Annotated in this window: 17 protein-coding genes; 10 read left to right on the top strand and 7 right to left on the bottom strand. The window is 73.2% G+C overall.

Annotation, left to right across the window (positions count from 1 at the left end; translation table 11 throughout):
- Positions 1–196 precede the first annotated feature (196 nt).
- The 5 genes from ACIQMX_RS01500 to moeZ all read left to right on the top strand — a co-directional run bounded on the left by ACIQMX_RS01500 (position 197) and on the right by moeZ (position 6,781).
- Positions 197–1,981 (top strand): DUF3492 domain-containing protein, encoded by a 1,785-nt coding sequence (locus ACIQMX_RS01500; protein ID WP_402475562.1) that lies wholly within the window; start codon positions 197–199, stop codon positions 1,979–1,981.
- Between the two features lie 88 nt (positions 1,982–2,069).
- Complete coding sequence (locus ACIQMX_RS01495; protein WP_402474326.1) at positions 2,070–3,587, top strand: hypothetical protein; 1,518 nt, start codon at positions 2,070–2,072, stop codon at positions 3,585–3,587.
- 134 nt (positions 3,588–3,721) lie between these two features.
- On the top strand, positions 3,722–4,687 hold the full coding sequence (locus ACIQMX_RS01490; protein ID WP_148020598.1) for an NAD(P)-dependent oxidoreductase: 966 nt from the start codon (positions 3,722–3,724) through the stop codon (positions 4,685–4,687).
- The gene (locus ACIQMX_RS01485; protein ID WP_363066527.1) at positions 4,675–5,517 is read left to right on the top strand and encodes a spherulation-specific family 4 protein; all 843 of its coding nucleotides are present in this window, start codon (positions 4,675–4,677) and stop codon (positions 5,515–5,517) included. Before ACIQMX_RS01490 ends, ACIQMX_RS01485 begins: the two co-directional genes overlap by 13 nt.
- An 85-nt stretch (positions 5,518–5,602) precedes the next feature.
- Positions 5,603–6,781 carry an adenylyltransferase/sulfurtransferase MoeZ gene (gene moeZ, locus ACIQMX_RS01480; RefSeq protein WP_363066525.1) on the top strand — a complete coding sequence of 393 codons (1,179 nt, stop codon included), beginning with the start codon at positions 5,603–5,605 and terminating at the stop codon, positions 6,779–6,781.
- A gap of 69 nt (positions 6,782–6,850) precedes the next feature.
- On the opposite strand, the gene ACIQMX_RS01475 is transcribed toward moeZ, so the two are convergent.
- The 3 genes from ACIQMX_RS01475 to ACIQMX_RS01465 all read right to left on the bottom strand — a co-directional run bounded on the left by ACIQMX_RS01475 (position 6,851) and on the right by ACIQMX_RS01465 (position 12,938).
- A complete protein-coding gene (locus ACIQMX_RS01475; protein ID WP_402474324.1) occupies positions 6,851–8,428 on the bottom strand; it encodes an alpha/beta hydrolase in 1,578 nt (525 codons plus the stop codon).
- 67 nt (positions 8,429–8,495) lie between these two features.
- Positions 8,496–10,100 carry an alpha/beta hydrolase gene (locus tag ACIQMX_RS01470; RefSeq protein WP_363066521.1) on the bottom strand — a complete coding sequence of 535 codons (1,605 nt, stop codon included), beginning with the start codon at positions 10,098–10,100 and terminating at the stop codon, positions 8,496–8,498.
- A gap of 105 nt (positions 10,101–10,205) precedes the next feature.
- A complete protein-coding gene (locus tag ACIQMX_RS01465; protein WP_363066519.1) occupies positions 10,206–12,938 on the bottom strand; it encodes a lysylphosphatidylglycerol synthase domain-containing protein in 2,733 nt (910 codons plus the stop codon).
- 221 nt (positions 12,939–13,159) lie between these two features.
- On the opposite strand from ACIQMX_RS01465, the gene ACIQMX_RS01460 reads away from it, so the two are divergent.
- Both ACIQMX_RS01460 and ACIQMX_RS01455 read left to right on the top strand, forming a co-directional pair.
- Positions 13,160–13,552 (top strand): MGMT family protein, encoded by a 393-nt coding sequence (locus tag ACIQMX_RS01460; RefSeq protein ID WP_402475561.1) that lies wholly within the window; start codon positions 13,160–13,162, stop codon positions 13,550–13,552.
- 430 nt (positions 13,553–13,982) lie between these two features.
- Positions 13,983–17,510 (top strand): ATP-dependent helicase, encoded by a 3,528-nt coding sequence (locus ACIQMX_RS01455; protein WP_402474322.1) that lies wholly within the window; start codon positions 13,983–13,985, stop codon positions 17,508–17,510.
- Positions 17,511–17,532: 22 nt separating this feature from the next.
- On the opposite strand, the gene ACIQMX_RS01450 is transcribed toward ACIQMX_RS01455, so the two are convergent.
- Both ACIQMX_RS01450 and ACIQMX_RS01445 read right to left on the bottom strand, forming a co-directional pair.
- Complete coding sequence (locus ACIQMX_RS01450) at positions 17,533–18,438, bottom strand: SAM-dependent methyltransferase (protein WP_363066515.1); 906 nt, start codon at positions 18,436–18,438, stop codon at positions 17,533–17,535.
- A gap of 42 nt (positions 18,439–18,480) precedes the next feature.
- Positions 18,481–18,666: a hypothetical protein gene (locus tag ACIQMX_RS01445; RefSeq protein WP_402474320.1), complete on the bottom strand. Its 186-nt coding sequence runs from the start codon at positions 18,664–18,666 to the stop codon at positions 18,481–18,483.
- 185 nt (positions 18,667–18,851) lie between these two features.
- Here ACIQMX_RS01445 and ACIQMX_RS01440 point away from each other — a divergent pair, with 185 nt between their 5' ends.
- The 3 genes from ACIQMX_RS01440 to nudC are packed head-to-tail and all read left to right on the top strand — an operon-like array spanning position 18,852 to position 24,767.
- Complete coding sequence (locus ACIQMX_RS01440; protein ID WP_402474318.1) at positions 18,852–22,373, top strand: UvrD-helicase domain-containing protein; 3,522 nt, start codon at positions 18,852–18,854, stop codon at positions 22,371–22,373.
- Between the two features lie 10 nt (positions 22,374–22,383).
- Positions 22,384–23,778: a dipeptidase gene (locus ACIQMX_RS01435; RefSeq protein WP_363066509.1), complete on the top strand. Its 1,395-nt coding sequence runs from the start codon at positions 22,384–22,386 to the stop codon at positions 23,776–23,778.
- 44 nt (positions 23,779–23,822) lie between these two features.
- Positions 23,823–24,767 carry an NAD(+) diphosphatase gene (gene nudC, locus ACIQMX_RS01430; RefSeq protein WP_363066507.1) on the top strand — a complete coding sequence of 315 codons (945 nt, stop codon included), beginning with the start codon at positions 23,823–23,825 and terminating at the stop codon, positions 24,765–24,767.
- 24 nt (positions 24,768–24,791) lie between these two features.
- On the opposite strand, the gene ACIQMX_RS01425 is transcribed toward nudC, so the two are convergent.
- Together ACIQMX_RS01425 and ACIQMX_RS01420 are read right to left on the bottom strand one after the other, a co-directional pair.
- Positions 24,792–25,604 carry a phosphotransferase gene (locus tag ACIQMX_RS01425; protein ID WP_402474317.1) on the bottom strand — a complete coding sequence of 271 codons (813 nt, stop codon included), beginning with the start codon at positions 25,602–25,604 and terminating at the stop codon, positions 24,792–24,794.
- A 452-nt stretch (positions 25,605–26,056) separates the two neighbouring features.
- A complete protein-coding gene (locus ACIQMX_RS01420) occupies positions 26,057–26,299 on the bottom strand; it encodes a mycoredoxin (RefSeq protein WP_363066503.1) in 243 nt (80 codons plus the stop codon).
- Positions 26,300–26,437 lie beyond the last annotated feature (138 nt).

The raw sequence follows: 26,437 nt of genomic DNA, 5'->3' as shown, positions 1-26,437 counted from the left end.
GCCTGTGTGTGTGCTTGTTTTCGTGCTAAGCGACCACCCGCGGCGGGGGGGGGTGTTATCTCCGGGTGGCCCCGCCGGGGGGGGGCCCGCCCCCCCCCCCGCCCCCCCCCACCACCGGCGTATCCGCTTACGGTCGTCCCGCTGCGAGTCGCCGATTCGACGGCTGCCGCTCACATGGGAGATCGGGGGTGTGCTCGTGCGGATCGGACTGCTCACCGACGGTGGTTATCCGTATGCGTCAGGTGAGTCCAGACTCTGGTGCGACCGTCTGGTGCGCGGCCTCGCGCAGCACGAGTTCGATCTCTTCGCGCTCAGCCGCAGCGCCGAGCAGGAGGCGCAGGGCTGGGTCCAGCTCCCGCCCCAGGTCAGCCGGGTGCGGACCGCGCCGCTGTGGACCGCCGACGAGGACACCCTCGGCCTCCACGCTCCCCGGGGGCTGATCCCGCGCCTGCTGACGGGTGGGGGCGCGCGGACGTACGGGCGGCGCGAACGACGACGCTTCATCACCCACTTCACGGCGCTCGCGACCTCGGTGTGCGCGACGGGCGCGTCCGGCGGCGAGCGGGGCGGGAGCGGCGCTGCTGTGCGGTGCGCCGATCCGCAGTTCACGGACGCGATGTTCACCGAAGGCCTCTACGGACTGGCCGAACTGGCCTGCGAGCACGGAGGACTCCCCGCCGCTCTGCGCTCCGAGACCGCGTTGCGGATCCTTGAGGCCGCCTGCCGCGCACCCGGCACCGGACGCACCGTCCAGACCGCCACCGTCCCCGACCTCCTCTCCTTCGCCGCGGCGCTCGACCGGGTGCTGCGCCCGCTCTCCCTGGACTGGTACGACGAGGAGAGCCTCGGCGCCGTCGACCTCTGCCACGCCGCGTCCGGGGGCGCCGCCGCGCTGCCCGGGCTGCTGGCCAAGCGCTTCTTCGGGGTGCCGCTGCTCGTCACCGAGCACGCCGTGCAGCTGCGCGCGCACTATCTCGCGGGTTCCGGTACGCCGGTGAGTGCGCCGGTACGCGCGCTGCTCGCGAACTTCCACGGGCAGCTCGCCACCGAGGTGTACCGGCAGGCCGCGCTCATCACCCCCGGCAACACCCATGCCCGCCGCTGGCAGGAGCGCTGCGGCGCCGAACCCGCCAAGGTGCGCACGGTCTACCCGGGTATGGAGTCCGGCCGCTTCGCGGTACTCGGTGAGAGCGAGGACGACGGCGGCCCCGACACGCTGGTCTGGGTCGGCCGGATCGAGCCGGCCAAGGACCTGATCGCCCTGCTGCACGCCTTCGCCGAGGTGCGCAGGGCCGAGCCCGACGCCCGGCTGCGCATCATCGGTGCGGCGGCCCAGGGGTCGGAGGGCGCCACCTATCTCGCCCATTGCCGGGCACTCGCCGACCAGCTCTTCCCCGACGAGGCCGCGGACGCGCACGCCGTCGGCGACAGCCCCGTCTCCTTCGAGGACATCGGCGGGGCCGAGGTCCCCGACCTTGCCCAGGCGTACGCGGCGGGCGGCGTCGTGGTGCTCTCCAGCGTGGTCGAGGGCTTCCCGATCAGCCTGGTCGAGGCGATGTTCTGCGGGCGGGCGACGGTGTCCACGGACGTCGGCGCGGTCGTCGAGGTCATCGGCGGAACGGGGCTCGTGGTGCCACCGCGCAACCCCCGGGCGCTCGCCGAAGCCTGCCTGGCGCTGCTGCGCGACCCCGAGCGCCGTGCGCGCCTGGGAGCGGCAGCGCGCGCCCGCGCACTCGAACTCTTCACCGTCGAACAGAACCTCGCGGCATTTCGCGGCATTTACCTGGAGCTGATCTCGCAGGCGCCGGAGCCGGCCGCCGGCGGACCGCGCCCCTTCGCCACTCCGCCGGAGGCCCACGTCCTCGGCCTGTGGCCGGAGCCCGGCGACGAACCCGCTCCGGGAACGGCCGGGCGGACGCCCAGTTGGGCCGCGCAGGAAGTCGGCGCGGGCGCGTGCGGCGCGGGGGACGGCGATGCGTGACCAGGAAGCGGCCGCGCCGGGCCGTACGAACCGACCGGGACCGGCCGGTGCGCCCGCCGCACCCGGCGATCAGCACGGAGGAACGACGATGGGCCGCCCGACCGAAGTGCCCGAGGCACTCGGCACACCGACGACCAGCAGCAACGGGGACCACCGCACCGGAGGCGCGGCCTCCGGCACCCTGCTCGCGGACGTCTCCGAACCGGCCTGGGGGCCGTCAGCCGCATCACCGGACCGGGTTTCGGGCGGACCGGGCGACGGGACCGCAGCCGACCCGCGCCCGGAACCCGGCCCCGCGCCGGACCACGACGCCGCGCCCGGCACCGCTCCGGCCGCCACCACCCCCGGAACGTCCGCGCCTCTCGCAGCCGAGGACGCCCCGCCGGCCGCGGAGGACCCGACCACACCTCCCGAGGCGGACGGCACCCCTCCGGCCGCCGAGGACCCGACCGCCCCCGACGGCCCCGCACCGCACGCCGCCGCCCCCCGCGCGCCCGAGCTCGCGCACACCGCTCCGGCGCGCAAGCTCTCCACCGGGCGGCGCGGGCCCGCCGATCCGGTCAAGACCCTGATGCACCGCCACCGCGAACTCTGCGAGCGCGCCGTCGACCCCCTGGAGATCGCCGCCGGACTGGAGGCCCACGGAGTCACCGACCGCACCGCCGCCCGCTACCGGCACCGTGACGTCTTCTCGCTCGCCGAGGAACTCTTCGCCCGGGTACCGGGTGTCGCCGGGGAGCCCGTCGGCGCGTCCTTCGCACCGGCGCGCGACATCGAGACGCGCGCCGCCTGGTCGCTGCGGGCCCTGCTGCCGGGCGCCGCCTGCCTCTCGACCTTCGTCGCACTGCGGCTCACCGAAGGCGTGCTCGACGGCGGGGCGCGGCTCGCCATCGGTTCCGGCGGCGGTCTCCTCGCGCTCATCGGGCTCGCGCTCGCCCTGCGCAGCGGCCCCCTCGGCGCCGACGGCCGCTCCTCCGGCGCCGCCGCACTGTTCGGCTGCTGGCTGCTCGGCTACGTGCTGTACGGAGACGCGCTGCTCCACCAGCTCCTCAGCGGCGGGCCCGAAGGCCCCTGGGACATCACTCCGGCCCCGCTGCTCGGCCTCGCCGTGGCGGTCGCTCCGGCGGCCTGGTGCGCCCACCTCTTCTCCGTACACGCGCACCGCAAACTCAACGGCAGTCGCGCACTGGAGGAGTTCGCCGCAGGCGTGCGCCCCCTGCTGTTCGCCGCCGTCGCCTTCTTCCTCTGCGTCCTGGGCGGGCTGCTGTACCTCGCCGGACGGGGGATCGGCGGGGGCGGCTCCCACGCCGGGGCCGCCGCGCTCGGAGTGCTGCTCCTGCTGGCGCGGCTCCTCACCGTCCACGGCTTCCCCGAACCGGCCGCCACCGGCCTCGCCGCCGCCTGCGCCGTCGAGGTCGCCGCCCCCGCACTCGTCCTGGCCGGCCGGCTGCCCGGCCTCGACCCCGTAGCCCGCCCCGTCGAGGCGCTCATCGAGGCAGCCGGCACCGGGGCCGTACCCGCCGTCGCGTGCGGCGCGGCCGCGCTCGGCCTGCTGACCACCGCCACCGTCGCTCTTTCCCGGGCATCCGCCCACACCGCCGCCTGACGTAATCCACAGCCCGCGGAGCCGACGCCGCGGGTTCCGTTCCGCACCGTACACAACTGCCCCAAGGAGACACCGGACATGACCCACCGATCCCCCGCACCGGCAGCCCGCCGTCGGCACTCAGGGGGCGCGCGATGAGGGTACTGCTGCTCGGAGCCAACGGATTCCTCGGCCGGTTCGTGGCCGACCGGCTGCTCGCCGACCCGGCCGTCCACCTCACGGCGCTCGGCCGCGGCGACGACGCCGACGTACGGTTCGACCTCGCCGGCGGCAGCCCCGGGGCGCTCACGCGCTTCCTGGACGCCGTCCACCCCGGAGTCGTCGTCAACTGCGCCGGTGCCACCCGGGGCGGCGCCCGCGACCTGACCCGTCACAACACCGTCGCCGTCGCCACCGTCTGCGAGGCGATGCGGCGCAGCGGCTGCACCGCCCGCCTGGTCCAGGTCGGCTGCTCCTCGGAGTACGGGCCCTCGCAGCCCGGTTCGTCCACGGCGGAGGACGCCATCCCGCGCCCCGGCGGCCCGTACGGCGTCAGCAAGCTGGCCGCCACCGAACTCGTCCTCGGCTCCGGCCTCGACGCGGTCGTGCTGCGGGTCTTCTCGCCGGTCGGCCCCGGTACCCCGGCCGGCTCCCCGCTCGGCCGGCTCGCCGAGGCGATGCGCCGGGCCATGCAGTCCGGTGACGGCGAGCTGAAGCTCAGCGGCCTCGGCGTACAGCGCGACTTCGTCGACGTGCGCGACGTCGCGCGCGCCGTGCACGCGGCCTCGCTCTCCGCCGCCCAGGGTGTCGTCAACATCGGCACCGGCCGGGCCGTGCGGCTGCGCGACGCCGCGGCCGTCCTCGCCAAGGTCGCCGGGTACGGGGGCGCGCTCCACGAGCTGGACACGCCTCCCGCGCGCCTGCCCATCGGCGCCCCCCGCACTTCCGCCGAATCGGTCATGGAGCACCTCTCGGTCACGCCCTCGCCCTACCCGGACGGCTGCGGCGCCTGGCAGCAGGCGGACGTCCGCACCGCCAGGGACCGGCTCGGCTGGCGCCCCCGGATCAACCTGGAGGAGTCCCTCGCCGACATCTGGATGGAGGCGGCATGCCGCATCTGACCAGTACCGGCACCGCCCGCCGGGCCAGCGGCGCCGAACAGCTCGGCTTCGGCGTGCCCGGCTGTGCGCACCCGCTGCTCGCCCCGGCCGAATGGGCCGAGCTGGCCCGCCCCGGCACCCCGCTGCACTGGGCCGTCCTCGACATCGACGACGGCCCCGGCATCCGCCCCGACCCGCACTGCCTGGAAGCCGCGGGCCGGCTCCGCAACGCCCGCGAGCGGGCCGTGCGCGGCGAGGACCCGCTCGACACCGTGCGGGCCTCGGCCGGCCGGCTGCTCGGCCGGCTCGACTTGGTCCACGGCAGCAGGGCCTTCGGAGACCTGGTCGCCGACGCGCAGTCCTACCTGGACTGGTACCGCGTCGACGGCTTCTACCTCGACCGCTGCCCGGCCGGGCGCCCGGACCTCCCCACCGTCCGCCGTCTCACCGCCACCCTCTCCGCCCTCCTGACGGACGGCGACGGCGCGCAGCACGGCGGACACCTGGTGCTCGGCCACGACACCCATCCGCACCCGGGCTACGCGGAGGCCGCCGACCAGCTCGTCACCTTCCGCGGCGCGTGGACCGACTACCGCTGGTCGCAGGTGGCCGAGTGGACCGCCTCCTACCCGCCCGGCCGGTTCGCCCACTTCGTCCACGGTGTCCCGCGCACCCACCTGGAGGAGGCGATGCGCATCGCCCGCTGGCAGGGCGCCGGGACGGTCTTCTTCACGGACCGCACCAAGGAGGCGGGTCCAGGAAACGGACGTGGGCAAAGCGATCCATTTGCGACACTGCCCAGGTACTGGGACGAAATTGTCTCGCGGATCGGACCTGCTATCTCGGAATGAGAGGGGGCGTGGCAGTGTTACGGCAAGAACAACCGTACGTAGCCGAAGTACGTAGAAACCGACCACCTGCATTGTTGAGGTTCCTGTGTCGCTGCCACCCCTGGTCGAGCCAGCTGCTGAGCTCACCGTCGACGAGGTCCGCAGGTACTCCCGCCACCTGATCATCCCGGATGTCGGGATGGACGGACAGAAGCGGCTGAAGAACGCGAAGGTGCTCTGTGTGGGCGCCGGCGGTCTCGGCTCGCCGGCTCTGATGTACCTGGCCGCCGCCGGTGTCGGAACGCTCGGCATCGTGGAGTTCGACGAGGTCGACGAGTCGAACCTGCAACGCCAGATCATCCACAGCCAGGCCGACATCGGCAAGTCCAAGGCCCTGTCGGCCAAGGAGAGCGTGCAGGGGATCAACCCCCTGGTGAACGTGATCCTTCACGAAGAACGGCTCGAAGCCGAGAACGTGATGGAGATCTTCGCGCAGTACGACCTGATCGTGGACGGCACGGACAACTTCGCCACCCGCTATCTCGTCAACGACGCCGCGGTCCTGCTGAACAAGCCGTACGTCTGGGGCTCGATCTACCGGTTCGACGGACAGGCGTCCGTCTTCTGGTCCGAGCACGGTCCCTGCTACCGCTGCCTCTACCCGGAGCCGCCGCCCCCCGGCATGGTTCCGTCCTGCGCCGAGGGCGGTGTCCTGGGCGTGCTGTGCGCGTCCATCGGCTCCATCCAGGTCAACGAGGCCATCAAGCTGCTCGCCGGCATCGGCGACCCGCTCGTCGGCCGTCTGATGATCTACGACGCACTGGAGATGCAGTACCGCCAGGTCAAGGTCCGCAAGGACCCCGACTGCGCGGTCTGCGGCGAGAACCCGACCGTCACCGAGCTCATCGACTACGAGGCCTTCTGCGGCGTCGTGTCCGAGGAGGCCCAGGAGGCGGCGCTCGGCTCCACGATCACTCCCAAGCAGCTCAAGGAGTGGATCGACGCGGACGAGAAGATCGAGATCATCGACGTCCGTGAGCCGAACGAGTACGAGATCGTCTCGATCCCCGGCGCGAAGCTGATCCCGAAGAACGAGTTCCTGATGGGCAACGCCCTCCAGGACCTCCCGCAGGACAGGCGGATCGTGCTGCACTGCAAGACCGGTGTCCGCAGCGCCGAGGTCCTCGCGGTCCTCAAGTCGGCGGGCTTCGCCGACTCGGTGCACGTCGGCGGCGGCGTGATCGGCTGGGTCAACCAGATCGAGCCCGAGAAGCCGGTGTACTAGAGGCTGAACGCGACGAAGGGGCCGGTCCGCATCGAGCGGACCGGCCCCTTCGCCGTGTGCGTGCCTGCGCTACGAGCAGGTCTTGCCGTCGGCCGGCACCTTTCCGTCGAGGAAGTACGCGTCCACCGTCGACGTCACACAGCTGTTCCCGCCGTACGCGCCGTGCCCTTCGCCCTTGTTGGTGAGCAGGACGCCGACGCCCTCGCCCAGCTCGTCCGCCATCTTCCGCGCACCCTCGTACGGCGTGGCCGGGTCGCCCGTCGTGCCCACGACCAGGATCGGACCTGCGCCCGGGGCGCTCGCCTCGGGGGTGTCGTGCTCGCCCGCCACCGGCCAGTCGGCGCACCAGCCCGCGGTGTCCCAGGCCAGGAACGGGCCGAAGACCGGAGACAGCTTCCTGAACTCGGGCAGCAGCGCCTTCGCCTCGGCCGCTGTCGGCCTGGCCTTGGTGTCCGCGCACGAGATGGCCCGCTGCGAGTGGTTCTGGGTGTCGTAGTGGCCGTTCTCGTCACGGCCGTTGTACGAGTCGGCGAGCTGAAGCAGCATGGAACCGGTGCCGCTCTCCGCCTCGTCCAGGGCCTGGGTGAGTACCGGCCAGTTGTCCTTGGAGTAGAGCGGCAGCACGATGCCGGTGATCGCCAGCGACTCGTTGAGCTCGCGTCCCGTACCGGTCGGCAGCGGCTTGGCGTCGATCCGCTTCAGCAGCGCGGCGATGCGCCGGGTGCCCGCCTTCGGGTCCTGGCCGCGGTCCTTGAGGTAGTTCTCCAGCGCCCGCTGGAAGCCGGTCGTCTGGTTGCGGGCGTGGCCCGTGGTGTCCGCGGTCGGGTCGACGACGGCGTCGAAGACGGTTCGCCCGACGTGCTCGGGGAAGAGGTGGGCGTACGTACCGCCCAGCTCGGTGCCGTACGAGAAGCCGAAGTACGTCAGCTTCCTGTCGCCGAGCACCTCGCGGATCAGGTCCATGTCCCGGGCGGCGTTCGTCGTGCCGACGAACGGCAGGACCTTGCCCGAGCGGCTCTCGCAGCCGGCGCCGAAACCGGCGCCGTCCTTCAGGAACGCCGCCTCCTCCGCCGCCGTGTCCGGCGTCATGTCGACCTTCCGGTACGAGTTCTCCTGCTCCTCGTCCGTGCGGCACCGCACCCCGGCGCTCGCGGCCACCCCGCGCGGATCGAAACCCACCAGGTCGTAGCGGGTGTTGAGCGACCCGTACGAACCGGCGGCGCGCGGCAGGGTGGAGACCCCCGAACCGCCCGGCCCGCCGAAGTTGAACAGCATCGAGCCGAGCCGCCGGTCCTTGTCCCGGGCCTCCTTGCGGATCAGCGCGATCCCGATCGTGTCGCCGTCCGGCTTCGCGTAGTCCAGCGGAACCCTGACCGTCGTGCACCGCCAGGACGAGCCCGGAACGCTGCCGCCCTCGGGTGCCGTGCAGCGTTTCCAGTCCAGGTGCTGCGAGGTGAGGGCGGCGGGCAGGGGCTTCGCGCTCGCGTCGGCCGAGGGGGCGGCGGGCGGCGAGGCGGCCGAAGCCGTGGTGCCGTCCGCCGGTATGCCCGGCTTGTCGTCGGCGCCGCCGTCCTCGCACCCCGCGAGCACCCCCGTCAGCAGCAGAGCGGCGGCGGCCAGTGCCCCGGCCCGTACGTATGCGACCACGTGTACGTCCTCCCCGTCGTGCCTGCCCGTCCGGCAGTTCGCCCATGTTAGGCGCGCGGGCCCGCCCCTAATCGCAGACCGTCCCGGCGTCCGGCACCTTGCCGTCCAGCAGATATCCGCCCACCGCCTTCTGCACACAGGCGTTGCCGCTGTTGTACGCGCCGTGGCCCTCGCCCCTGTACGTCATCTCCACGCCGACGCCCTCGCCGAGCTCCTCGGCCATCGCCTTCGCGCCCGCGTACGGGGTCGCCGGGTCTCCCGTGTTGCCGATGACCAGGACGGGGGCCGCGCCCTCGGCGCTGACGTCCGGGGTGTCCCAGGCGCCGGCCACCGGCCAGCCGGTGCACGCCATCAGACCCCAGCCGAGGTAGTCGCCGAAGACCGGTGAGGCGTCGCGGAACGCGGGGAGCTTCTCCTTGGTCTCGTCGAGGGTGAACCGCTCCTTGGAATCGGCGCAGTTGATGGCGGTGTTGGCAGCGGCGGAGTTGTCGTAGTGGCCGTCCTCGGAGCGCCCGTTGAGCGAGTCGGCGAGGGCGAGGAGCAGCGCGCCGTTGCCGCCGTCGGCCTCGTCCACGCCCTGTTCCAGAAGGGGCCAGGTCTCCTTGGAGTAGAGCGCCGCCGCGATGCCGGTGGTGGCCTGCGTCTGGGTCAGCTTGCGGGAACCGATGCCCGGCACCGGCTTCGTCTCCAGCCGGTCGAGGAGGCCGGACACCCCCTGCTCTACCTCCTCGGCGGTGGCGCCGGGCAGTTTGCAGGCGTCGCCCCGGTCCGCGCAGTCCCGGGCGAAGTTGTCCAGCGCGAGCTGGAAGCCCTGCGCCTGGCCCAGGGACGACTGCTCCGCGTCCTCGGTCGGGTCGACCACCGCGTCCAGGACGGACCGGCCCACCTTCTCGGGGAACAAGTGCGCGTAGACGCCGCCGAGTTCGGTCCCGTAGGAGATGCCGAAGTAGTACAGCCTGTCGTCGCCGAGTACCTGGCGCATCAGGTCCATGTCGCGGGCCGCGTTCGTCGTCCCCACGAAGGGGAGTTCCTTGCCGGAGTTCTTCTCGCAGGCGGCCGCGTACGCCTTCGTGTCCTCGGTGAAGGTCTTCTCCTCCGCCGTGTCGTCAGGCGTGCCGTCGGCCTCGTACCGCGCGTCCAGCTGCGCGTCGTCCTCGCACTCCACGCCCGCGCTGCGGCCCACTCCGCGCGGGTCGAAGCTCACCAGGTCGTACCGGGTGCGGAGCTTGTCGTACTCCGTGCCGAACGCCGGCAGGGTGGCGACCCCGGAGGCGCCGGGGCCGCCGAAGTTAAAGATGAGCGAACCGATCCGCTTCTTCCCGGCGATCGCCTTCGCGCGGATGAGCGCGAGCTCGATGGTGTCGCCCTCCGGCTCCGCGTAGTCGAGCGGGACCTTCATGAACGAGCACTCCCAGACGGCCCCGCCGGGCAGCGGGGAGGGTGAGGAACCGCCGCCCTGGGCCGCGGAAGGAGCCGGGCAGGGTGTCCACTTCAGCTGTTGGGCGGCGAGGCCGCCGGGAGTGGTGGTCGCGCCGGTCCCGGCCGCCCGAGGAGTGCTCTCCGAGCGGCCGGCCGTGTCCGCGTCACCCCCGTCCGAACAACCGGTGAGCGGAAGGAGCACGGTCACCGTGGCGGCGAGGGCCGCGGCGCGCAGGGCAGGGGAGGTCCTCATCGCTCCATCGTGCGGCGGCTGCCCAAGGGGTGCACGGGGCGCCGGTCCAAGCGGGTGGACGGCCGCGGGTCCCCGGGCCGTGTCCCGCCGTGTCCAGCCGTGCTCCTAGAGCTCGCCCTTGCGCGTCAGATGGTTGAAGGCGAGCCAGCCGGGCAGCACCGGCAGCCACAGCGTCAGGAGCCGGTACAGCAGCACCGCCGGCGCCGCGACCTCCTTGGGCAGGCCGACCGCGATCAGGCCGAGGGTCAGCGCACCCTCGACCGCGCCCATGCCGCCCGGGGTCGGCGCCGCCGAGCCCAGCGCGTTGCCGGCGAGGAAGACCACCGCGATGCTCGCGTAGCTGAGGTGTGGCGTGTCCGGACCGCTGAACGCCCGGACCGACGCGTCCAGACACATCACGAACACGCCGGTCAGCAGCAGCATCCCGCCGATGCCGGTGAACAGCTTCTGCGGCCGCTGCACGACGTCGAGCATGCGCGGTACGACCCCGGCGAACAGCGACCGGACCCGCGTCACGACGAACTTGCGCAGGAACGGGATCGCCGTGACCACGAGCACCAGCACGGCGACCGTCAGCAGCCCCGCGATCACGGTCCTGGACGGGGTGAGCGAGGACGGCGTCTTCTCCGTACCCGTCAGGTAGCCGAACGCCGCCAGCAGCAAGATGTGGCACCCCAGCCCGAACAGCTGCGAGGCGCCGACGCTCGCGACCGCCAGCCCCGGCCGCACACCGGCCCGCTGGAGGAACCGGGTGTTCAGCGCGACGCCGCCCACCGCGGCCGGGGCCACGATCTTCACGAACGAGCCGGCGACCTGCGCAAGCACCGTCTTGCCGAACGGCACCCGCTCGGGCACGAAGCCCAGCAGGCTCATCGCCGCCGCGATGTAACTCAGCGCCGAGAAGCCGAGCGCGGCAGCCACCCAGCCCCACTCCGCCTGCTCGACCACCGCGCCGAAGTCGGCCTCGGTGACCTGGGAGATGAGGAAGTACGCGGCGATGGCACCGGCGATGAAGCTGAACAGGGTGCGCGGCTTGATGCGCTCCAGACGGACCGGCTCGACCGGCGCCTGCGGCCGGATCAGCAGCACCTCCTGGCGGATCCGGGAGAGCAGATCCTCCTCGCGGACCCCGTCCAGGGCGTCGTCCATGGCCCGCTTCTCGGCCTGCTTCTCGGTGCGCTGCGACTTGCGGGCGGTCTTGCGCCCGGTCTCCTCGACAGGCTCCGCCTCCTGCGACCTGGCCCGCTTCGCCGCGTCCGACGCCTCCAGCACGGCCTCGCGCTCGCGCTGCGAACGCTCCCGGGCCAGCCGGCGCAGATGGGCGCGGGTGGAGCGGCTGAGCGCGATCGGCTGGAGCAGCGGCAGACAGTCCGCGACGGCGTCCGGCCCCAGCACCTCCAGCGCGGCCGCGACCGCCCGCTCGGGGCCCACCCGCAGGCCCGTGGTGGTGAGCAGCTGGGCGACGTCCATCCGCAGGACCAGATCACCGGCCGCGATCTCGCCGCCGCGCAGATCCGTGACGAACACCTTGCCGGAACGATCCACCAGGATGGCGTCACCGGTGAGCCTGCGGTGCGCGATCCGCCGCGACTGGAGCGCCCGCACCTGACGCCAGGCGCCGCGCACCAGCTCGTCGGTGATCTCGGAGTCCTCCAGCGCGTCCAGGGAGCGCCCGCCGATGTGCTCGTACACCAGCATCACGGCGTCGGGACCGAGCTCGGAGGTGGCGATCAGTTTGGGGGCGTTGGCACCGGCGGCGATCGCCGCGTACGCGAGGAGCGCCTCCTGCTCCAGGGCCTGGCGCAGCGACTGGATCGAACGCCGCTGGGTGATGCCGCGCAGGGTGAGCCTGCGCCACACCCGGTAGAAGAAGCCCTGCGCCTGCTGTTCGCGGTCGACGACCGTCACATCGAGCGGCGGCCCGTCCTCCAGGGAGACCACGTAGCGGCGCCCGCGGTCGCTGAGGTCGCCGCCCGAGTCGGGCGCGTCGTCGGCCCGCATCGCGGTGACCGGCCGGAAGCCGACGTGACGGAGACCGGCCATCAGGTGCTGGCCGGTCGGCCGGACGTTCGGCGAGCCGACCGCGTACAGCGTGCCGTACGCGACCGTCCAGCCGATCAGTACCGTGAGGATGATCGAGAGCGGGGTCGTGTACCCGCCCACCAGCATGGTGAAGGCGTCGAGCAGCAGCACCACCCACAGCACGACCCGCCACCGCGGCCGTCTCGCCATGCCGACCGCCGTCATGTAGGCGATCACCGGAGCGAGATAACCGTGTACGGGGTCGGTGAGCGCCTGACCGGGCTGCGGCTGGGTCAGGGCGTCCTGAATGGTGCCGGGTGCGGAGTTGGACACCCACAGATCCGTGGCGAGCGTCACCCCGTGCGCGAGCACGGCGGCCAGGACACCGTCCGCGATCCGCAGCCCGTCACGTTTGATCAGCCGCTCGATGGCGAAGGCCACCGGGACGAGCAGCACGGCGATGCTGGAGACGAGACCGGCGAGCTTGATGAGCAGATCGGGCGCCTGGCCGGTGCCCTTGTTGATGTCTTCCTCGAGGCCGGCCGTCGTGCCGTGGGCGAAGGCGGCGACGGCGAACAGCACGACGATCGCGAGGACCCCGATGAGGAGCCGCAGCAGATCGGAGGGGCGGTGCACCCGGGCGGGGAGCAGGGGTTCGTCACCCGAGACACGGTCGGACAGGGCCGCCTCGGAGGTCGAGAGGGTCGAGCCCGCCAGGTGCTCCGAGGGCGTCCGCGGGCCGGTGCCGGGCTCCTGTCCGCTCTCCTCGGGGCGCGGCTCGGCATCAGAGGCGTCGGCCGCCTTCGGTGGCTGCACGCCCTGCTCCTTCGTCGCCTCTGATTGGTCTTCGTCTTCTCGTATCACCGGTCACCGCCCGCATGATGGTGGCACGGCCTGCGGCCGGAGGGGGGCATCAGGGTGTGATGCGGCGCCGCGCGATGCGCAAGATACGCTCCGTCCCGCGCCCGCGCACGCTCCGTGCGCGCCCGGACACGGAACGGGCCGGACTGTCGGTGGCGTACGGCAGGATGGGCCGGATGAGCGAACACCCGACGAGCGACGCGTTGCCGGAGTACGCGGAGCGCGTGCTCGACGTCGCTGAACTGATCCCGCCCGGCCGCGTCATGACCTACGGCGACATCGCGGAGTGGCTGGGGGAGGGCGGACCGCGTCAGGTCGGCCGCGTCCTGGCGCTGTACGGGGCCGCGGTGCCGTGGTGGCGGGTGGTGCGCGCCGACGGCGCGCTGCTGCCAGGCCACGAACTGCGTGCGCTGGATCACTACCGCGAGGAGAACACCCCGCTGCGCGAGGCCTCGCGGTCCGCGGAGGGGCATGTCCCGCGTCTGGACATGCGGCGCGCACGGTGGGACGGCGGTGCGGGCGCGGGCGGCGTGGGAGCGGCGGGCGACGGCGGGGGAGCTCACACCTGACAGCTTCGGCCATCCGGTGGCACATCCGGCGGAGCCGGGCCCGTACGACGTACAGGAAGCGTGCGGCCGGGACCTTGTCCGGTTCGCCGGTCCGTCGCGACGCGACGGCGTGGCGGCGTCGGCGTCGAGTCCGTCTGTGATGTCCGGTCCTTCTGTTCGGCGGGGCGGGGCGGTGTCCGGTCCTTCGTTCCGGCGGGGTGGCGGGGCGGTATCCGGTCCCTCGCTCCGGGGTGGCGGGGCGGCGGGCGGTCCTTCATTCCGGCGGTACGGGGCGGCGTCCGGTTCTGCCGGAACGGCAGAACGTGACGATCCACGCAGCCGTCCCGTCCCAATCGGCGCTCCCGCCGGAGTAGCGTCGTCAGTTCGCGGTACGCGCCGCGCCCTCACCTCCAGCACCCCCAGCACACCCACCAGGACCGGCGATCCCCACGTGAGTTCCTCCTCCACCACCCGGAACAGCCCGCACCGTCAGGCACGGCGGCGGGCCGCGGGCGCGTACCGGCTGGTGCGTACCCTGCCGGGCTCCGTGGACCCCCCTCTCCTTGACGCGGCGCAGCGGGCGGTGGTTGACCATGCCGGCGGCCCGCTGCTCGTCCTCGCGGGGCCCGGGACCGGCAAGACCACCACGCTCGTCGAAGCCGTCGCCGCCCGTGTCGCCCGGGGTGCGGACCCGGCCCGGATGCTGATCCTCACTTTCAGCCGCAAGGCCGCCGTCGAGCTGCGCGACCGGATGGCCGCCCGGCTCGGCGCCGTCCGGGGACCGCAGGCCACCACCTTCCACTCCTTCTGCTACGCCCTGGTGCGCGCCCATCAGGACGCCGATCTGTTCGCGGACCCGCTGCGGCTGCTCTCCGGACCGGAGCAGGACGTCACCGTCCGCGATCTGCTGGCCGGCCAGCTCGACCTGGAGAAGGAGGGCCACGACCACATCCGCTGGCCCGACGAACTGCGGGCCTGCCTGACCACGCGCGGCTTCGCCGACGAGGTGCGCGCCGTGCTCGCCCGCAGCCGTGAGCTGGGCCTCGGCCCGGACGCCCTCGCCGACTTCGCCCGGCGCACCGGCAGGCCCGACTGGGGCGCGGCCGCGGCCTTCCTCGCCGAGTACCTGGACGTGCTGGACGCCCAGGGGGTGCTGGACTACGCGGAGCTCGTCCACCGTGCCGTGCTGCTCGCGGAGCGTCCCGAGGTGGGGGGCCTGCTGGCCGGCAGCTACGACACGGTGTTCGTCGACGAGTACCAGGACACGGACCCGGCTCAGGTGCGGCTGCTGCACGCGCTGGCCGGGAACCGGGGGAGTGCCCCGGGCGGCGGCGGTGGCCGGAACCTGATCGCGTTCGGCGATCCGGACCAGTCGATCTACGCCTTCCGCGGCGCCGATGTGAACGGCATCCTCGACTTCCCGGACGTGTTCCGGCGCGCGGACGGTGACCCGGCCCCGGTCGGCGTCCTCACCACTTCGCGCCGCTCCGGCGAACAGCTGCTCGCCGCGACCCGTCTGCTCACCCGCCGCATGCCGCTCACCCGGCTGCCGTCGGCGAAGGTGCGCGCCCACCGGGAGCTCGGTGCGGTCCGCGAAGGCGGCGGCGTCGAGACGTACACCTACCCGACCGCGTCCACCGAGCTCGACAACATCGCGGACCTGCTGCGCCGGGCGCATCTGGAGGACGGCGTGCCGTGGCACGAGATGGCCGTCCTGGTCCGGGCCGGTGGCCGCACCATTCCCGCCGTGCGCCGGGCCCTGACCTCGGCGGGCGTGCCGTTGGAGGTCGACGGCGACGACCTGCCCCTGCGCCACGAACCGGCGGTGGCCCCGCTGCTGACGGCCCTGCGCACGGTGGCCACGGCGGCCCTGCGCCGGGGCACGGACGTGACGGTGGCTGCGGGCACGGACGCCACGGTGGACGCGGAGGTGGACGTGACGGTGGACGCGGACGCGGACGCGGACACGGAGACGGACGCGGAGACGGACGCGGAGACGGACGCGGAGACGGAGACGGACACGGACGCGGACACGGAGACGGACGCGGAGACGGACGCGGAGACGGAGACGGACGCGGACGCCGATACGGCAGTGGGCCCGGCCCCCTGGCTCGACACCGAGACGGCGCTCACCCTCCTCGCCTCACCCCTCGGCTCCATGGACGCAGCCGACCTGCGCCGCCTCGGCCGGGCCCTGCGCGACGAGGAGCGCGCCGCGGGCAACCGTGTGCCCGCGCCCTCCGGCGACCTCCTCGCCCGCGCGCTCGCCGAACCCGAACGGCTGGTGACGCACGACCCGGCGTACGCCCGTGGTGCCCAGCGCCTCGGCGCGCTGCTGCGCACGGCGCGTGAGCTCCTCGAAGCCGGCGGCACCGCCGAGGAGGCCCTGTGGGCGCTGTGGTCCGGCACCCCCTGGCCGGCCAGGCTGGAGCGCGCCGCGCTGCGCGGCGGCGCGGGCGGCCGTAACGCCGACCGCGACCTGGACGCCGTCTGCGCCCTCTTCGACACCGCGGCCCGTGCGGAGGAGCGCACCGGGGGCCGGGGCGCGCTCAACTTCCTGGAGGAGGTCGACGCCCAGGACATCGCCGCCGACACCCTTTCCCGGCGCTCCGTGCGGCCCGACGCCGTACGGCTGATGACCGCGCACCGGTCCAAGGGCCTGGAATGGCGCCTGGTCGTCGTCGCCGGAGTACAGGAGGGCCTCTGGCCCGACCTGCGGCGCCGCGGCTCGCTGCTCGAAGCGGACCGGATCGGCCGGGACGGCCTCGCCGAACCCCTCACGCCCGGCGCCCTGCTCGCCGAGGAACGCCGGCTCTTCTACGTGGCGGCGACCCGCGCCCGCGAACGGCTGATCGTCACCGCGGTCAAGGCGCCCGCCGACGACGGCGACCAGCCGTCCCGCTTCCTCACCGAGCTCGGGGTCGAACCCCGCGACGTCACCGGCCGCCCGCGCCGGCCCCTCGCCGTCGCCGCCCTCGTCGCCGAACTGCGCGCCACCACCGTCGACCCCGCCGCCTCCGACGCGCTGCGCGAAGAGGCCGCCCACCGCCTCGCCCGCCTCGCGGCCCTGAGTGACGACGAGGGGCAGCCGCTCGTACCGTCGGCCCACCCCTACCGCTGGTGGGGCCTGTACGAGCCGACCCGCTCGGCCGTCCCGCTGCGCGACCGGGACCAGCCCGTCGCCCTGTCCGGCAGCGCGCTCGACCAGCTCGCCAACACCTGCGCGCTCCAGTGGTTCCTGGGCCGCGAGGTGAAGGCCGACGCCCCGGCGACCGCGGCGCAGGGCTTCGGCAACGTCGTCCACGTCCTGGCCGACGAGGTGGCCTCCGGGCGGACGCCCGCCGATCTGGCCGTCCTCATGGAGCGGCTCGACTCGGTCTGGGACGGCCTGGTCTTCGACGCGCCCTGGAAGTCGCAGCAGGAGAAGCAGCAGGCCCGCGTCGCCCTCGAACGCTTCCTGCGCTGGCACGTCATGGACCGCACCGGCCGCACCCCGGCCGCCAGCGAGCACGACTTCGACGTGACGCTGGAGGCGGGGGAGTACGAGGTGCGCATCCGGGGTTCCATGGACCGTGTCGAACGCGATGCCGACGGCCGCGCCTACGTCGTCGACTTCAAGACCGGCAAGCAGTCCCCGACCAAGGACGAGGTGGCCCGCCACCCGCAGCTCGCCGTGTACCAGCTGGCGGTCCGGGCGGGCGCGGTCGACGAGGTCTTCGACGGCACGCGCCCCGAGTCCGGGGGCGCCGAACTCGTACAGCTGCGCCAGCCCGCTCCCAAGAAGGAGGGCGGCGACGCCGTCCCCAAGGTCCAGGCCCAGGAGCCGCCCGACTCCGACTGGGTCTCCGGTCTCCTGGCGACCGCCGCGGGCCGGGTCCTGGACGAACGGTTCACCCCGTCGACCGGACAGCACTGCACCCACTGCACCTTCAGGGCCTCGTGCAGTGCTCAGCCGGAGGGCCGGCACGTTCTGGAGTGAGCCGGACCCGCCGGCGCGGCCGTCAGCGCTTGCGGGCCATCACTCCGTACACACTGACGTCGGCGTCGGTGACATCGTTGATGCGCCGGTAGCGCGTCCGGTCCAGCTCGTCCAGACCCGCCACGAACTCCGGATCCGGGTCCTGGGACTCGGGCAGGTCGACGACCTGCTCGGGCCGCCAGCGGTGCACCGGGACGACGCCGGGTTCGAGCATCTCCAGCCCGTTGTCCGTCACGAAACGCTCGACCTGCGCGTGCGAGCGGCGGACCATCGCGAACCCGCGCTCCTTGAACGACTTCGTGATCCGGCCGACCTGGTCGGGGTTGAGGTCCGAGCTGACATTGCTCAGGACGAGGTAGCTGCCGGGAGCGAGGGCGTCGAGGAGCTGCTCGACGATCGGGTAGGCCGCCTCGTCCTCGATGAAGTGGAGGACGGCGGCGAGGACGAGAGCGACGGGCCGGTCGAGGTCGAGGGTGCGGCGGGCCGCTTCGAGGATCTTGGCGGGGTCGCGCAGATCCGCCTCGATGTAGTCGGTGCGGCCCTCGGGTCCGCTCGTGAGCAGGGCCTGCGCGTGGACGAGGACGACGGGGTCGTTGTCGGCGTACACCACGCGCGCGTCGGGGGCGATCGCCTGGGCGATCTGGTGCACGTTCTGCTGGGTCGGCAGCCCGGTTCCCACGTCCAGGAACTGCCGGATGCCGTCCTGTGCGGCAAGCGTGACGGCCCGCCGCATGAAGTCCCGGTTGTGCCGCACGGTGAGGTATCCGCGGGGATTCGCGGCCAGGGCCATGGCCGCGGCCTCGCGGTCGGCCGGGTAGTTGTCCTTGCCGCCGAGGAAGACGTCGTAGACGCGTGCCGGGTGCGCCTTCGTCGTGTCGATGCGCGCCCGGAGCTCGGCGGCGTCAGGGGCGGGTGCGTCGGCGCTCATATGACCGTCCTCGTAAGGCTGTTGATGCGACAAGCGGATAATTTAGACGGTGTTTCGCGGCTTGCGCGCCACCAGGACGGAGATCGTGACGTCCGGGGCGGTCGCCTCGGTGACGCTCAGGACGGGGATGGTGATGTCCCGGGTGGCGGCTTCGGTGATGCTCGGGACGGGGACGGGGACGGGGACGGGGACGGGGTCGTCCCGGTCCGTCGCCTCGGCGATGCTCACGTACTGCCCCGGTCCAGGGGGCAGGCGCCAGGGTCCAGGGTCCAGGGCGTCCAGCCGGTCCGCGCGCTCCGGTCCGCGCGCTCCGGCGCGGGCGCCTTCGCTCCGGCTGCGATGGCCGGAGGCAGCACTTCTCGGACTCTTCCGGACTTCGTGGGTTGTCGGTCCGGCCGGTTAGCCTCTGTGGAGTGTCCTCACGTATCACCGATCCCGAGCAGCTCAAGGAGCTTCTCGGGATCCCCTTCACCCCGGAGCAGACGGCGTGCATCATCGCGCCGCCCGCCCCGCAGGTGATCGTCGCCGGAGCCGGGTCGGGGAAGACCACGGTGATGGCGGCCCGCGTGGTGTGGCTGGTCGGCACCGGCCAGGTCGCCCCCGAGCAGGTCCTCGGGCTCACCTTCACCAACAAGGCGGCCGGCGAGCTCGCCGAGCGCGTCCGCAAGGCCCTGATCGCCGCCGGGGTCACCGACCCGGACGTCATCGACCCGGACAACCCCCCGGGCGAACCCGGCATCTCCACGTACCACGCCTTCGCCGGCCGGCTCCTCACCGAACACGGACTGCGGATAGGGCTCGAACCCACCACCCGCCTCCTCGCCGACGCCACCCGCTACCAGCTCGCCGCCCGTGTGCTGCGCGAGGCACCGGGCCCCTACCCGTCCCTGACCAGGTCGTTCCCCACCCTGGTCAGCGATCTGCTGGCGCTGGACGCGGAACTCGCCGAACATCTCGTACGTCCCGAGCAGCTCGCGGCGTACGACACCGGACTGCTCCGCACCCTGGAGACCGCCAAGCTCAGCAACGCGGAGCTGCGCAAGCTTCCCGAGACCGCCGAGGCACGCCGCGAACTGCTCTCCCTGACCCGCCGCTACCGGGAGGCCAAGCGCAGCCGCGACCTCCTCGACTTCGGCGACCAGATCGCGCTCTCCGCCCAGCTCGCACTCACCCGCCCCGAGGTCGGCGCGATCCTGCGCGAGGAGTACCGGGTCGTCCTGCTCGACGAGTACCAGGACACCTCCGTCGCCCAGCGCCTCCTGCTCTCCGCCCTCTTCGGCAGCGGCCCCGACGGCATCGCCTCCGGACACGCCGTCACCGCGGTCGGCGACCCCTGCCAGGCCATCTACGGCTGGCGCGGCGCCTCCGTCGCCAACCTCGACGACTTCCCGAGCCACTTCCCGCACGCCGACGGCACCCCCGCCGCCCGCTACTCCCTCAGCGAGAACCGCCGCAGCGGCGGCCGCCTCCTGCACCTCGCCAACGGGCTCGCCGCCCCCCTGCGCGCCATGCACGAGGGCGTCGAGGCGCTGCGCCCCGCCCCGGGCGCCGAGCGCGACGGCCTGGTCCGCTGCGCCCTGCTGCGCACCCACGCCGAGGAGCTCGACTGGCTCGCCGACTCCATCGCCCACCTCGTACGCACCGGCAAGGCCCCCGGCGAGATCGCCGTCCTGTGCCGTACCGCGGGCGACTTCCCCGAGATCCAGGCCGCGCTCGTCGCCCGGGACATCCCGGTCGAGGTCGTCGGCCTCTCCGGGCTGCTCCACCTCCCCGAGGTCGCCGACCTCGTGGCCGTCTGCGAGGTCCTCCAGGACCCGGGGGCCAACGCCTCCCTGGTCCGGCTCCTCACCGGCCCCCGCTGGCGGATCGGCCCCCGCGACCTGGCCCTGCTCGGCCGCCGCGCCCGCCTGCTCGTCCACCGCTCGGCCCACGCGGACGACGACGACTTCGACCCCGACCGCCGCCTCGCCGAGGCCGTCGAGGGCATCGACCCGGCCGAGGTGATCTCGCTGGCGGACGCCCTGGACACCTTCCTCGACTCCGGCGGCGAACAGGACGACCGGCTGCCGTTCTCCACCGAGGCCCGGATCCGCTTCGCCCGCCTCGCCACCGAGCTGCGCGACCTGCGCCGCTCGCTGGCCGACCCGCTGATGGACGTCCTGCACCGGGTCCTCGCCACCACCGGCCTGGAGGTCGAGCTCTCCGCCTCCCCGCAGGCCCTGGCGGCCCGCCGCCGCGAGACCCTCGCCAACTTCCTCGACGTCGCCGCCCGGTTCGCCGCCGTCGACGGGGAGGCCACGCTCCTCGCCTTCCTCGGCTTCCTGCGTACCGCCGTGCAGTACGAGAAGGGCCTCGACAACGCGCTGCCCGGCGGCGAGAACACCGTCAAGGTCCTCACCGCCCACAAGTCCAAGGGCCTGGAGTGGGACGTCGTCGCCGTGCCCGGCCTGGTCACCGGACAGTTCCCCGGCGACCGGTCCCGGGACGCCTGGACCTCCCAGCCCCAGGTCCTCCCGCACGCCCTGCGCGGCGACACGGCCACGCTGCCGGTCCTCCACTCCTTCGACGCCAAGGGGCTCAAGGACTTCAAGGCGGAGATGAAGGAGCACCAGCACACCGAGGAGCTCCGCCTCGGCTACGTCACCTTCACCCGGCCCCGCACCCTGCTGCTCGGCTCCGGCCACTGGTGGGGCCCGAGCCAGAAGAAGCCGCGTGGCCCCTCGGCGTTCCTGGAGGCGCTGTACGAGCACTGCGCTGCCGGTCACGGCGAGATCGAGGCGTGGGCGGACGAGCCCGCCGAGGACGAGGAGAACCCGGCCCTCGGCGAGGCCACGGCCGACCACGCCTGGCCGCTCCCCCTGGACACCGCCGCCCTGACCCGCCGCCGGGCCGCCGCGGACACGGTGATGGCCCACCTGGAGGCGCTGGCCACGGCGGGGGACGGGGCGTTCGCGGCGAACGGGAGCCGGGCCGACGGCGACAGCTTCCCGGGCGGCCGGCCGATCTCGGGCGACCTGCCGTCCCTGGGCGACGCGATCTCGCCGGGTGACTCGCTGTTCGCGGACGATGAGCTCTTCCCCGAGGACGACCCGTTCCTGGACGAGGCGCCCTTCCCCGACGGCGACCTCGCGGCGCCCCCCGCCCCGCACGCCCCCGCCCGGCACGCCGCCTCCCCGCACGCCCCCGCCCCGCACGTCCCCGCCGCCCGAGCCCCCGAGCGCGTCCCCGCCCGTCTGACCCCCGAGGAGTCCCGCACCCTCGCCTCCTGGGACCGTGACCTCGACGCCCTCGCCGGGGAGCTGCGCCGCGCCCGCGCCACGGTGCGCGACGTCCTCGTGCCCGCCTCGCTCTCCGCCACCCAGCTGCTGCGCCTCGCCGACGATCCCGACGGCTTCGCCCAGGAGCTGGCCCGCCCCATGCCCCGCCCCCCGCAGCCCGCCGCCCGCCGGGGCACCCGTTTCCACGCCTGGGTGGAGTCCCGCTTCGAGGAGCTGCCGCTGCCCATGCTCGGCCCCGACGAGCTGCCCGGAGGCGACGAGAGCGACGCCGACATCGCCGACGAGCGCGATCTAGCCGAGCTCAAGGAGGCCTTCGAGCGCACCCCGTACGCCCGCCGCACCCCCTACCGCGTCGAGACGCCGTTCCAGATCACCCTGGCCGGCCGGGTGATCCGGGGCCGCATCGACGCGGTGTACCGCACGGGGAACACGTACGAGATCGTCGACTGGAAGACCAGCCGCACCAACACCGCCGACCCCCTCCAGCTCGCCGTCTACCGCCTCGCCTGGGCCGAACTGCACGGGCTGCCGCTCACCGACGTGACGGCCACCTTCCTCTTCGTACGCAGCGGCGAGAGCGTCCGTCCCGCCCGCCTCCCGGGCCGCCCGGAGCTGGAGCGGATCCTCCTGGACGAGCCACCTCCCACGGACGGATAAGCTGAAGGTCATGAGCGACACCCCGGACAGCGCCGTCCGTACGTACACCGAGCAGCACCGCGCGGCCTTCCTCGACGACCTCGCGGAGTGGCTGCGCATCCCGTCCGTATCCGCGCAGCCGGAACACGACGGAGACGTACGGCGCAGTGCCGCGTGGCTGTCCGCCAAGCTGAAGGAGACCGGCTTCCCGGTCACCGAGATCTGGGAGACGGACGGTGCGCCCGCCGTCTTCGCCGAGTGGCCCTCGGACGACCCCGACGCACCCACGGTCCTCGTCTACGGACATCACGACGTGCAGCCCGCCGCCCGCGAGGACGGCTGGGACACCGACCCGTTCGAGCCCGTGATCCGTGACGGCCGGATGTACGGGCGCGGCGCGGCCGACGACAAGGGGCAGGTGTTCTTCCACACCCTCGGCGTGCGGGCCCACCTCGCCACCACCGGCCGCACCACCCCCGCCGTCCACCTCAAGCTCCTCGTCGAGGGCGAGGAGGAGTCCGGCTCGCCGCACTTCCGCGCCCTCGTGGAGCAGCGGGCCGACCGCCTCACGGCGGACGCCGTGATCGTCTCCGACACCGGCATGTGGGACGAGAGGACCCCGACCGTCTGCACCGGCATGCGCGGCCTCGCCGAATGCGAGATCGAACTGCACGGACCTGACCAGGACATCCACTCCGGATCGTTCGGCGGCGCCGTCCCGAACCCGGCGACGGAGATCGCCCGCCTCGTCGCGGCGCTCCACGACGCCGACGGCCGGGTCGCCGTTCCCGGCTTCTACGACGGCGTGGCCGAGCTCACCGACACCGAGCGCGCACTCTTCGCCGCACTGCCCTTCGACGAGGCCACCTGGCTGCGTACCGCCAAGTCGCAGGCGGCGTCCGGTGAGGCCGGCTACTCCACGCTGGAACGCATCTGGGCCCGCCCCACCGCCGAGGTCAACGGCATCGGCGGCGGCTACCAGGGCGCGGGAAGCAAGACGATCATCCCGACCTCCGCTGTGGCGAAGATCAGCTTCCGCCTGGTCGCCGGCCAGGACCCGGACCACATCAGGAAGGCTGTCCAGGCCTGGGCCGAGGACCGCATCCCGGCCGGCGTCCGCCACCGGATCACCTTCCTTCCGGCCACCCGCCCCTGTCTCACGCCCCTGGACCACCCCGCGCTGCAGGCCGTGGCCCGCGCGATGGGACGGGCCTTCGGCCAGAAGATCCTCTTCACCCGCGAAGGAGGCTCGGGACCCGCCGCCGACCTGCAGGACGTGCTCGGCGCACCCGTCCTCTTCCTGGGCATCTCCGTACCGTCCGACGGCTGGCACGCCCCCAACGAGAAGGTCGAACTCGACCTGCTGTTCAAGGGTGTGGAGACCACCGCCCACCTCTGGGGCGAACTGGCAGCCGCACTCCGCTGAATCCTCTGAACACCCGATCCATCCCGGGGGAGTAGGAAGCACCTGTGAGCACCTTCGACAACGCCACCACGGACCGGCCCATCGGTCTGACCGCGCCGAGCGGCATCGACCGCGCGGCGCACCACCGCCTCGACGAGGCCTGGCTGGCCGCCGCGTGGAGCCACCCGACGACCCGGGTCTTCGTCGTCTCCGGCGGGCAGGTGCTGATCGACGACACCGCCGACGGCACCGAACTCGTGATGACCCCCGCCTTCGAGGCCCCGGTCACCGAGACCCACCGCTACTTCCTCGGCACCGATGACGACGGGGTCAGCTACTTCGCCCTCCAGAAGGACACGCTGCCGGGCCGCATGGACCAGTCGGCGCGCCCGGCGGGCCTGCGCGAGGCGGGCCTGCTCCTCGGTGCCCGCGACGCCGGGCTGATGGTGCACGCGGTGGCGCTGGAGAACTGGCAGCGGCTGCACCGCTTCTGCTCGCGCTGCGGCGAACGCACGGTCATCGCGGCGGCCGGCCACATCCGCCGTTGCCAGGCCTGCGGCGCCGAGCACTACCCGCGTACCGACCCCGCGGTCATCATGCTCGTCACCGACGACCAGGACCGCGCACTGCTGGGCCGCCAGGTCCACTGGCCCGAGGGCCGGTTCTCCACCCTGGCCGGATTCGTCGAGCCGGGCGAGTCCATCGAGCAGTCCGTGGCCCGTGAGGTGTTCGAGGAAGCGGGCATCACCGTCGGCGAAGTCGAGTACATCGCCAGCCAGCCCTGGCCCTTCCCCTCCAGCCTGATGCTCGGCTTCATGGCCCGGGCCACGACGTACGACATCAACGTCGACGGCGAGGAGATCGAGGAGGCCCGCTGGTTCTCCCGCGAGGAACTGACGGCCGCCTTCGAGTCGGGCGAGATCCTGCCGCCGTTCGGCATCTCGATCGCCGCCCGCCTGATCGAGATCTGGTACGGCAAGCCGCTCCCGAAGCCGGTCCGCGCGAGCTGACCCGGACCCGGCGGCCCCGCCGGGTCAGCCGAGCAGCGCGGCCGTGAACGTCTCGCGGTGGGCGGCCAGCCAGTCCCGCATACGGTCCCAGCGCTGCCAGCCGCCACGCTCGGCCAGCATGCGGAGGTAGCCGGGATCTCCACCGGCCACGCGACGGGCGACGAACGCCCGGCAGACCTCCGTGGCCTGTTCGACCGTGCCGGGCAGGGCGGCGCGGTCCTCCGGAGAGAGGCCGTAGCCGTCGGCGAGGATCCGCAGCCGTGCGGGCGCGTCCAGCCCGGGGGGATACAGGGAAGCCGCGGATTCCGGATCAAGCATGGGTACCCAGTAGCGGGCGGTCATGGCGACGTCCCAGAGCGGACGGCCGGGAGCCGCCAGGTCGAAGTCGATCAGGGCGGCGGCACGGCCGTCGCGGAAGACGACGTTGTCCGGGCTCACGTCGTTGTGGCACACCACCGTTCCGCCCTCCGGGTCGGCGAGGTCCGGGGGCCACTCGACGTCCGTGTCGACCGCGATGCCCGCCGCGGTCTCGTGCAGGCGGCGCAGGAGGACCCCCACCGACTCCAGTGCGGGTGCCGTCATCGCCCAGGCCGGAAACGGCGGCAGAGCCACGTCACCGGGAACGAACGTCAGCCGTTCACGGCCGTCGGCGGTGAGGCCCACGGGCGTGGGCGCCGCGTCGAAGCCGGACTCCTTCAGCGCGAGGAGATGGGCATGGAGGGCGTGTACGTGGTGCGGCGCCGGCCGTTCCACCCACGTACCCCGGCGGACGACCGCCCCCGCGTTCACCGTGCCTCCGGCCAGCGCCTCGCCGGCCGCCTCGTCCTCGGTCGTCATACCGATCACGCTATCGCCGGGCCGGTCCCGCGCGGGCGGACATACGAAGAGCCATTGATCCGGCGCCGGTCACGCGGGGGCGGGCATGCGAGGCCTTTCCGACCGGGCGCCGGTTGTGCGGGGGCGGGCATGCGAGGCCTTTCCGACCGGGCGCCGGTTGTGCGCGGGCGGGCATGCGAGGCCTTTCCGACCGGGCGCCGGTTGTGCGCGGGCGGTCGTGCGAGGCCTCCCCGATCCGGCGCCCGCCGTGCGAGGACGGTCGTGCGAGGCCTTCGATCCGGCGCTCGTCGTGTGCGGTCGGGCATGCCCGGTCATGCGTGGCCGGGCATGCCGGTTGCACTGGGGAGGGCATGCCGGTCATGCGCGGTCGGGCATGCAGGTTGCGCGGCGGCGGACATGCGAAGACCCCCGAACCGGCGCCGGGCCGGTCGGGGGTCGTGTGCGGCAGGGGTTCAGACGCCCAGCGCCTGCTTCACCTGCGCGAGGCTCGGGTTCGTCAGGGTCGAGCCGTCGGGGAAGAGCACGGTCGGGACCGTCTGGTTTCCGCCATTCGCCTTCTCGACGAAGGCCGCCGACTCCGGGTCCTGCTCGATGTTGATCTCGGTGTACGCGATGCCCTCGCGGTCCATCTGGCCCTTGAGCCGACGGCAGTAGCCGCACCACGTGGTGCTGTACATCGTCACAGTGCCCGGCATGTCTTCGCGCTCCTCTGTCTCATCGGTCGCGGCAGTCCCGCCACATCCCGCCCCTCGCGTCTACGTCTCGTCCGTCACACGTGAATCGGGGGACATGCGTTGCCGCACGGAAGGAGAACGCACGTGACCTGGCCACCA

The organism is Streptomyces sp. NPDC091416 (genome assembly GCF_044756845.1).
Lineage (GTDB): Bacteria > Actinomycetota > Actinomycetes > Streptomycetales > Streptomycetaceae > Streptomyces.
This window is presented reverse-complemented; position numbering and strand designations above follow the sequence as displayed.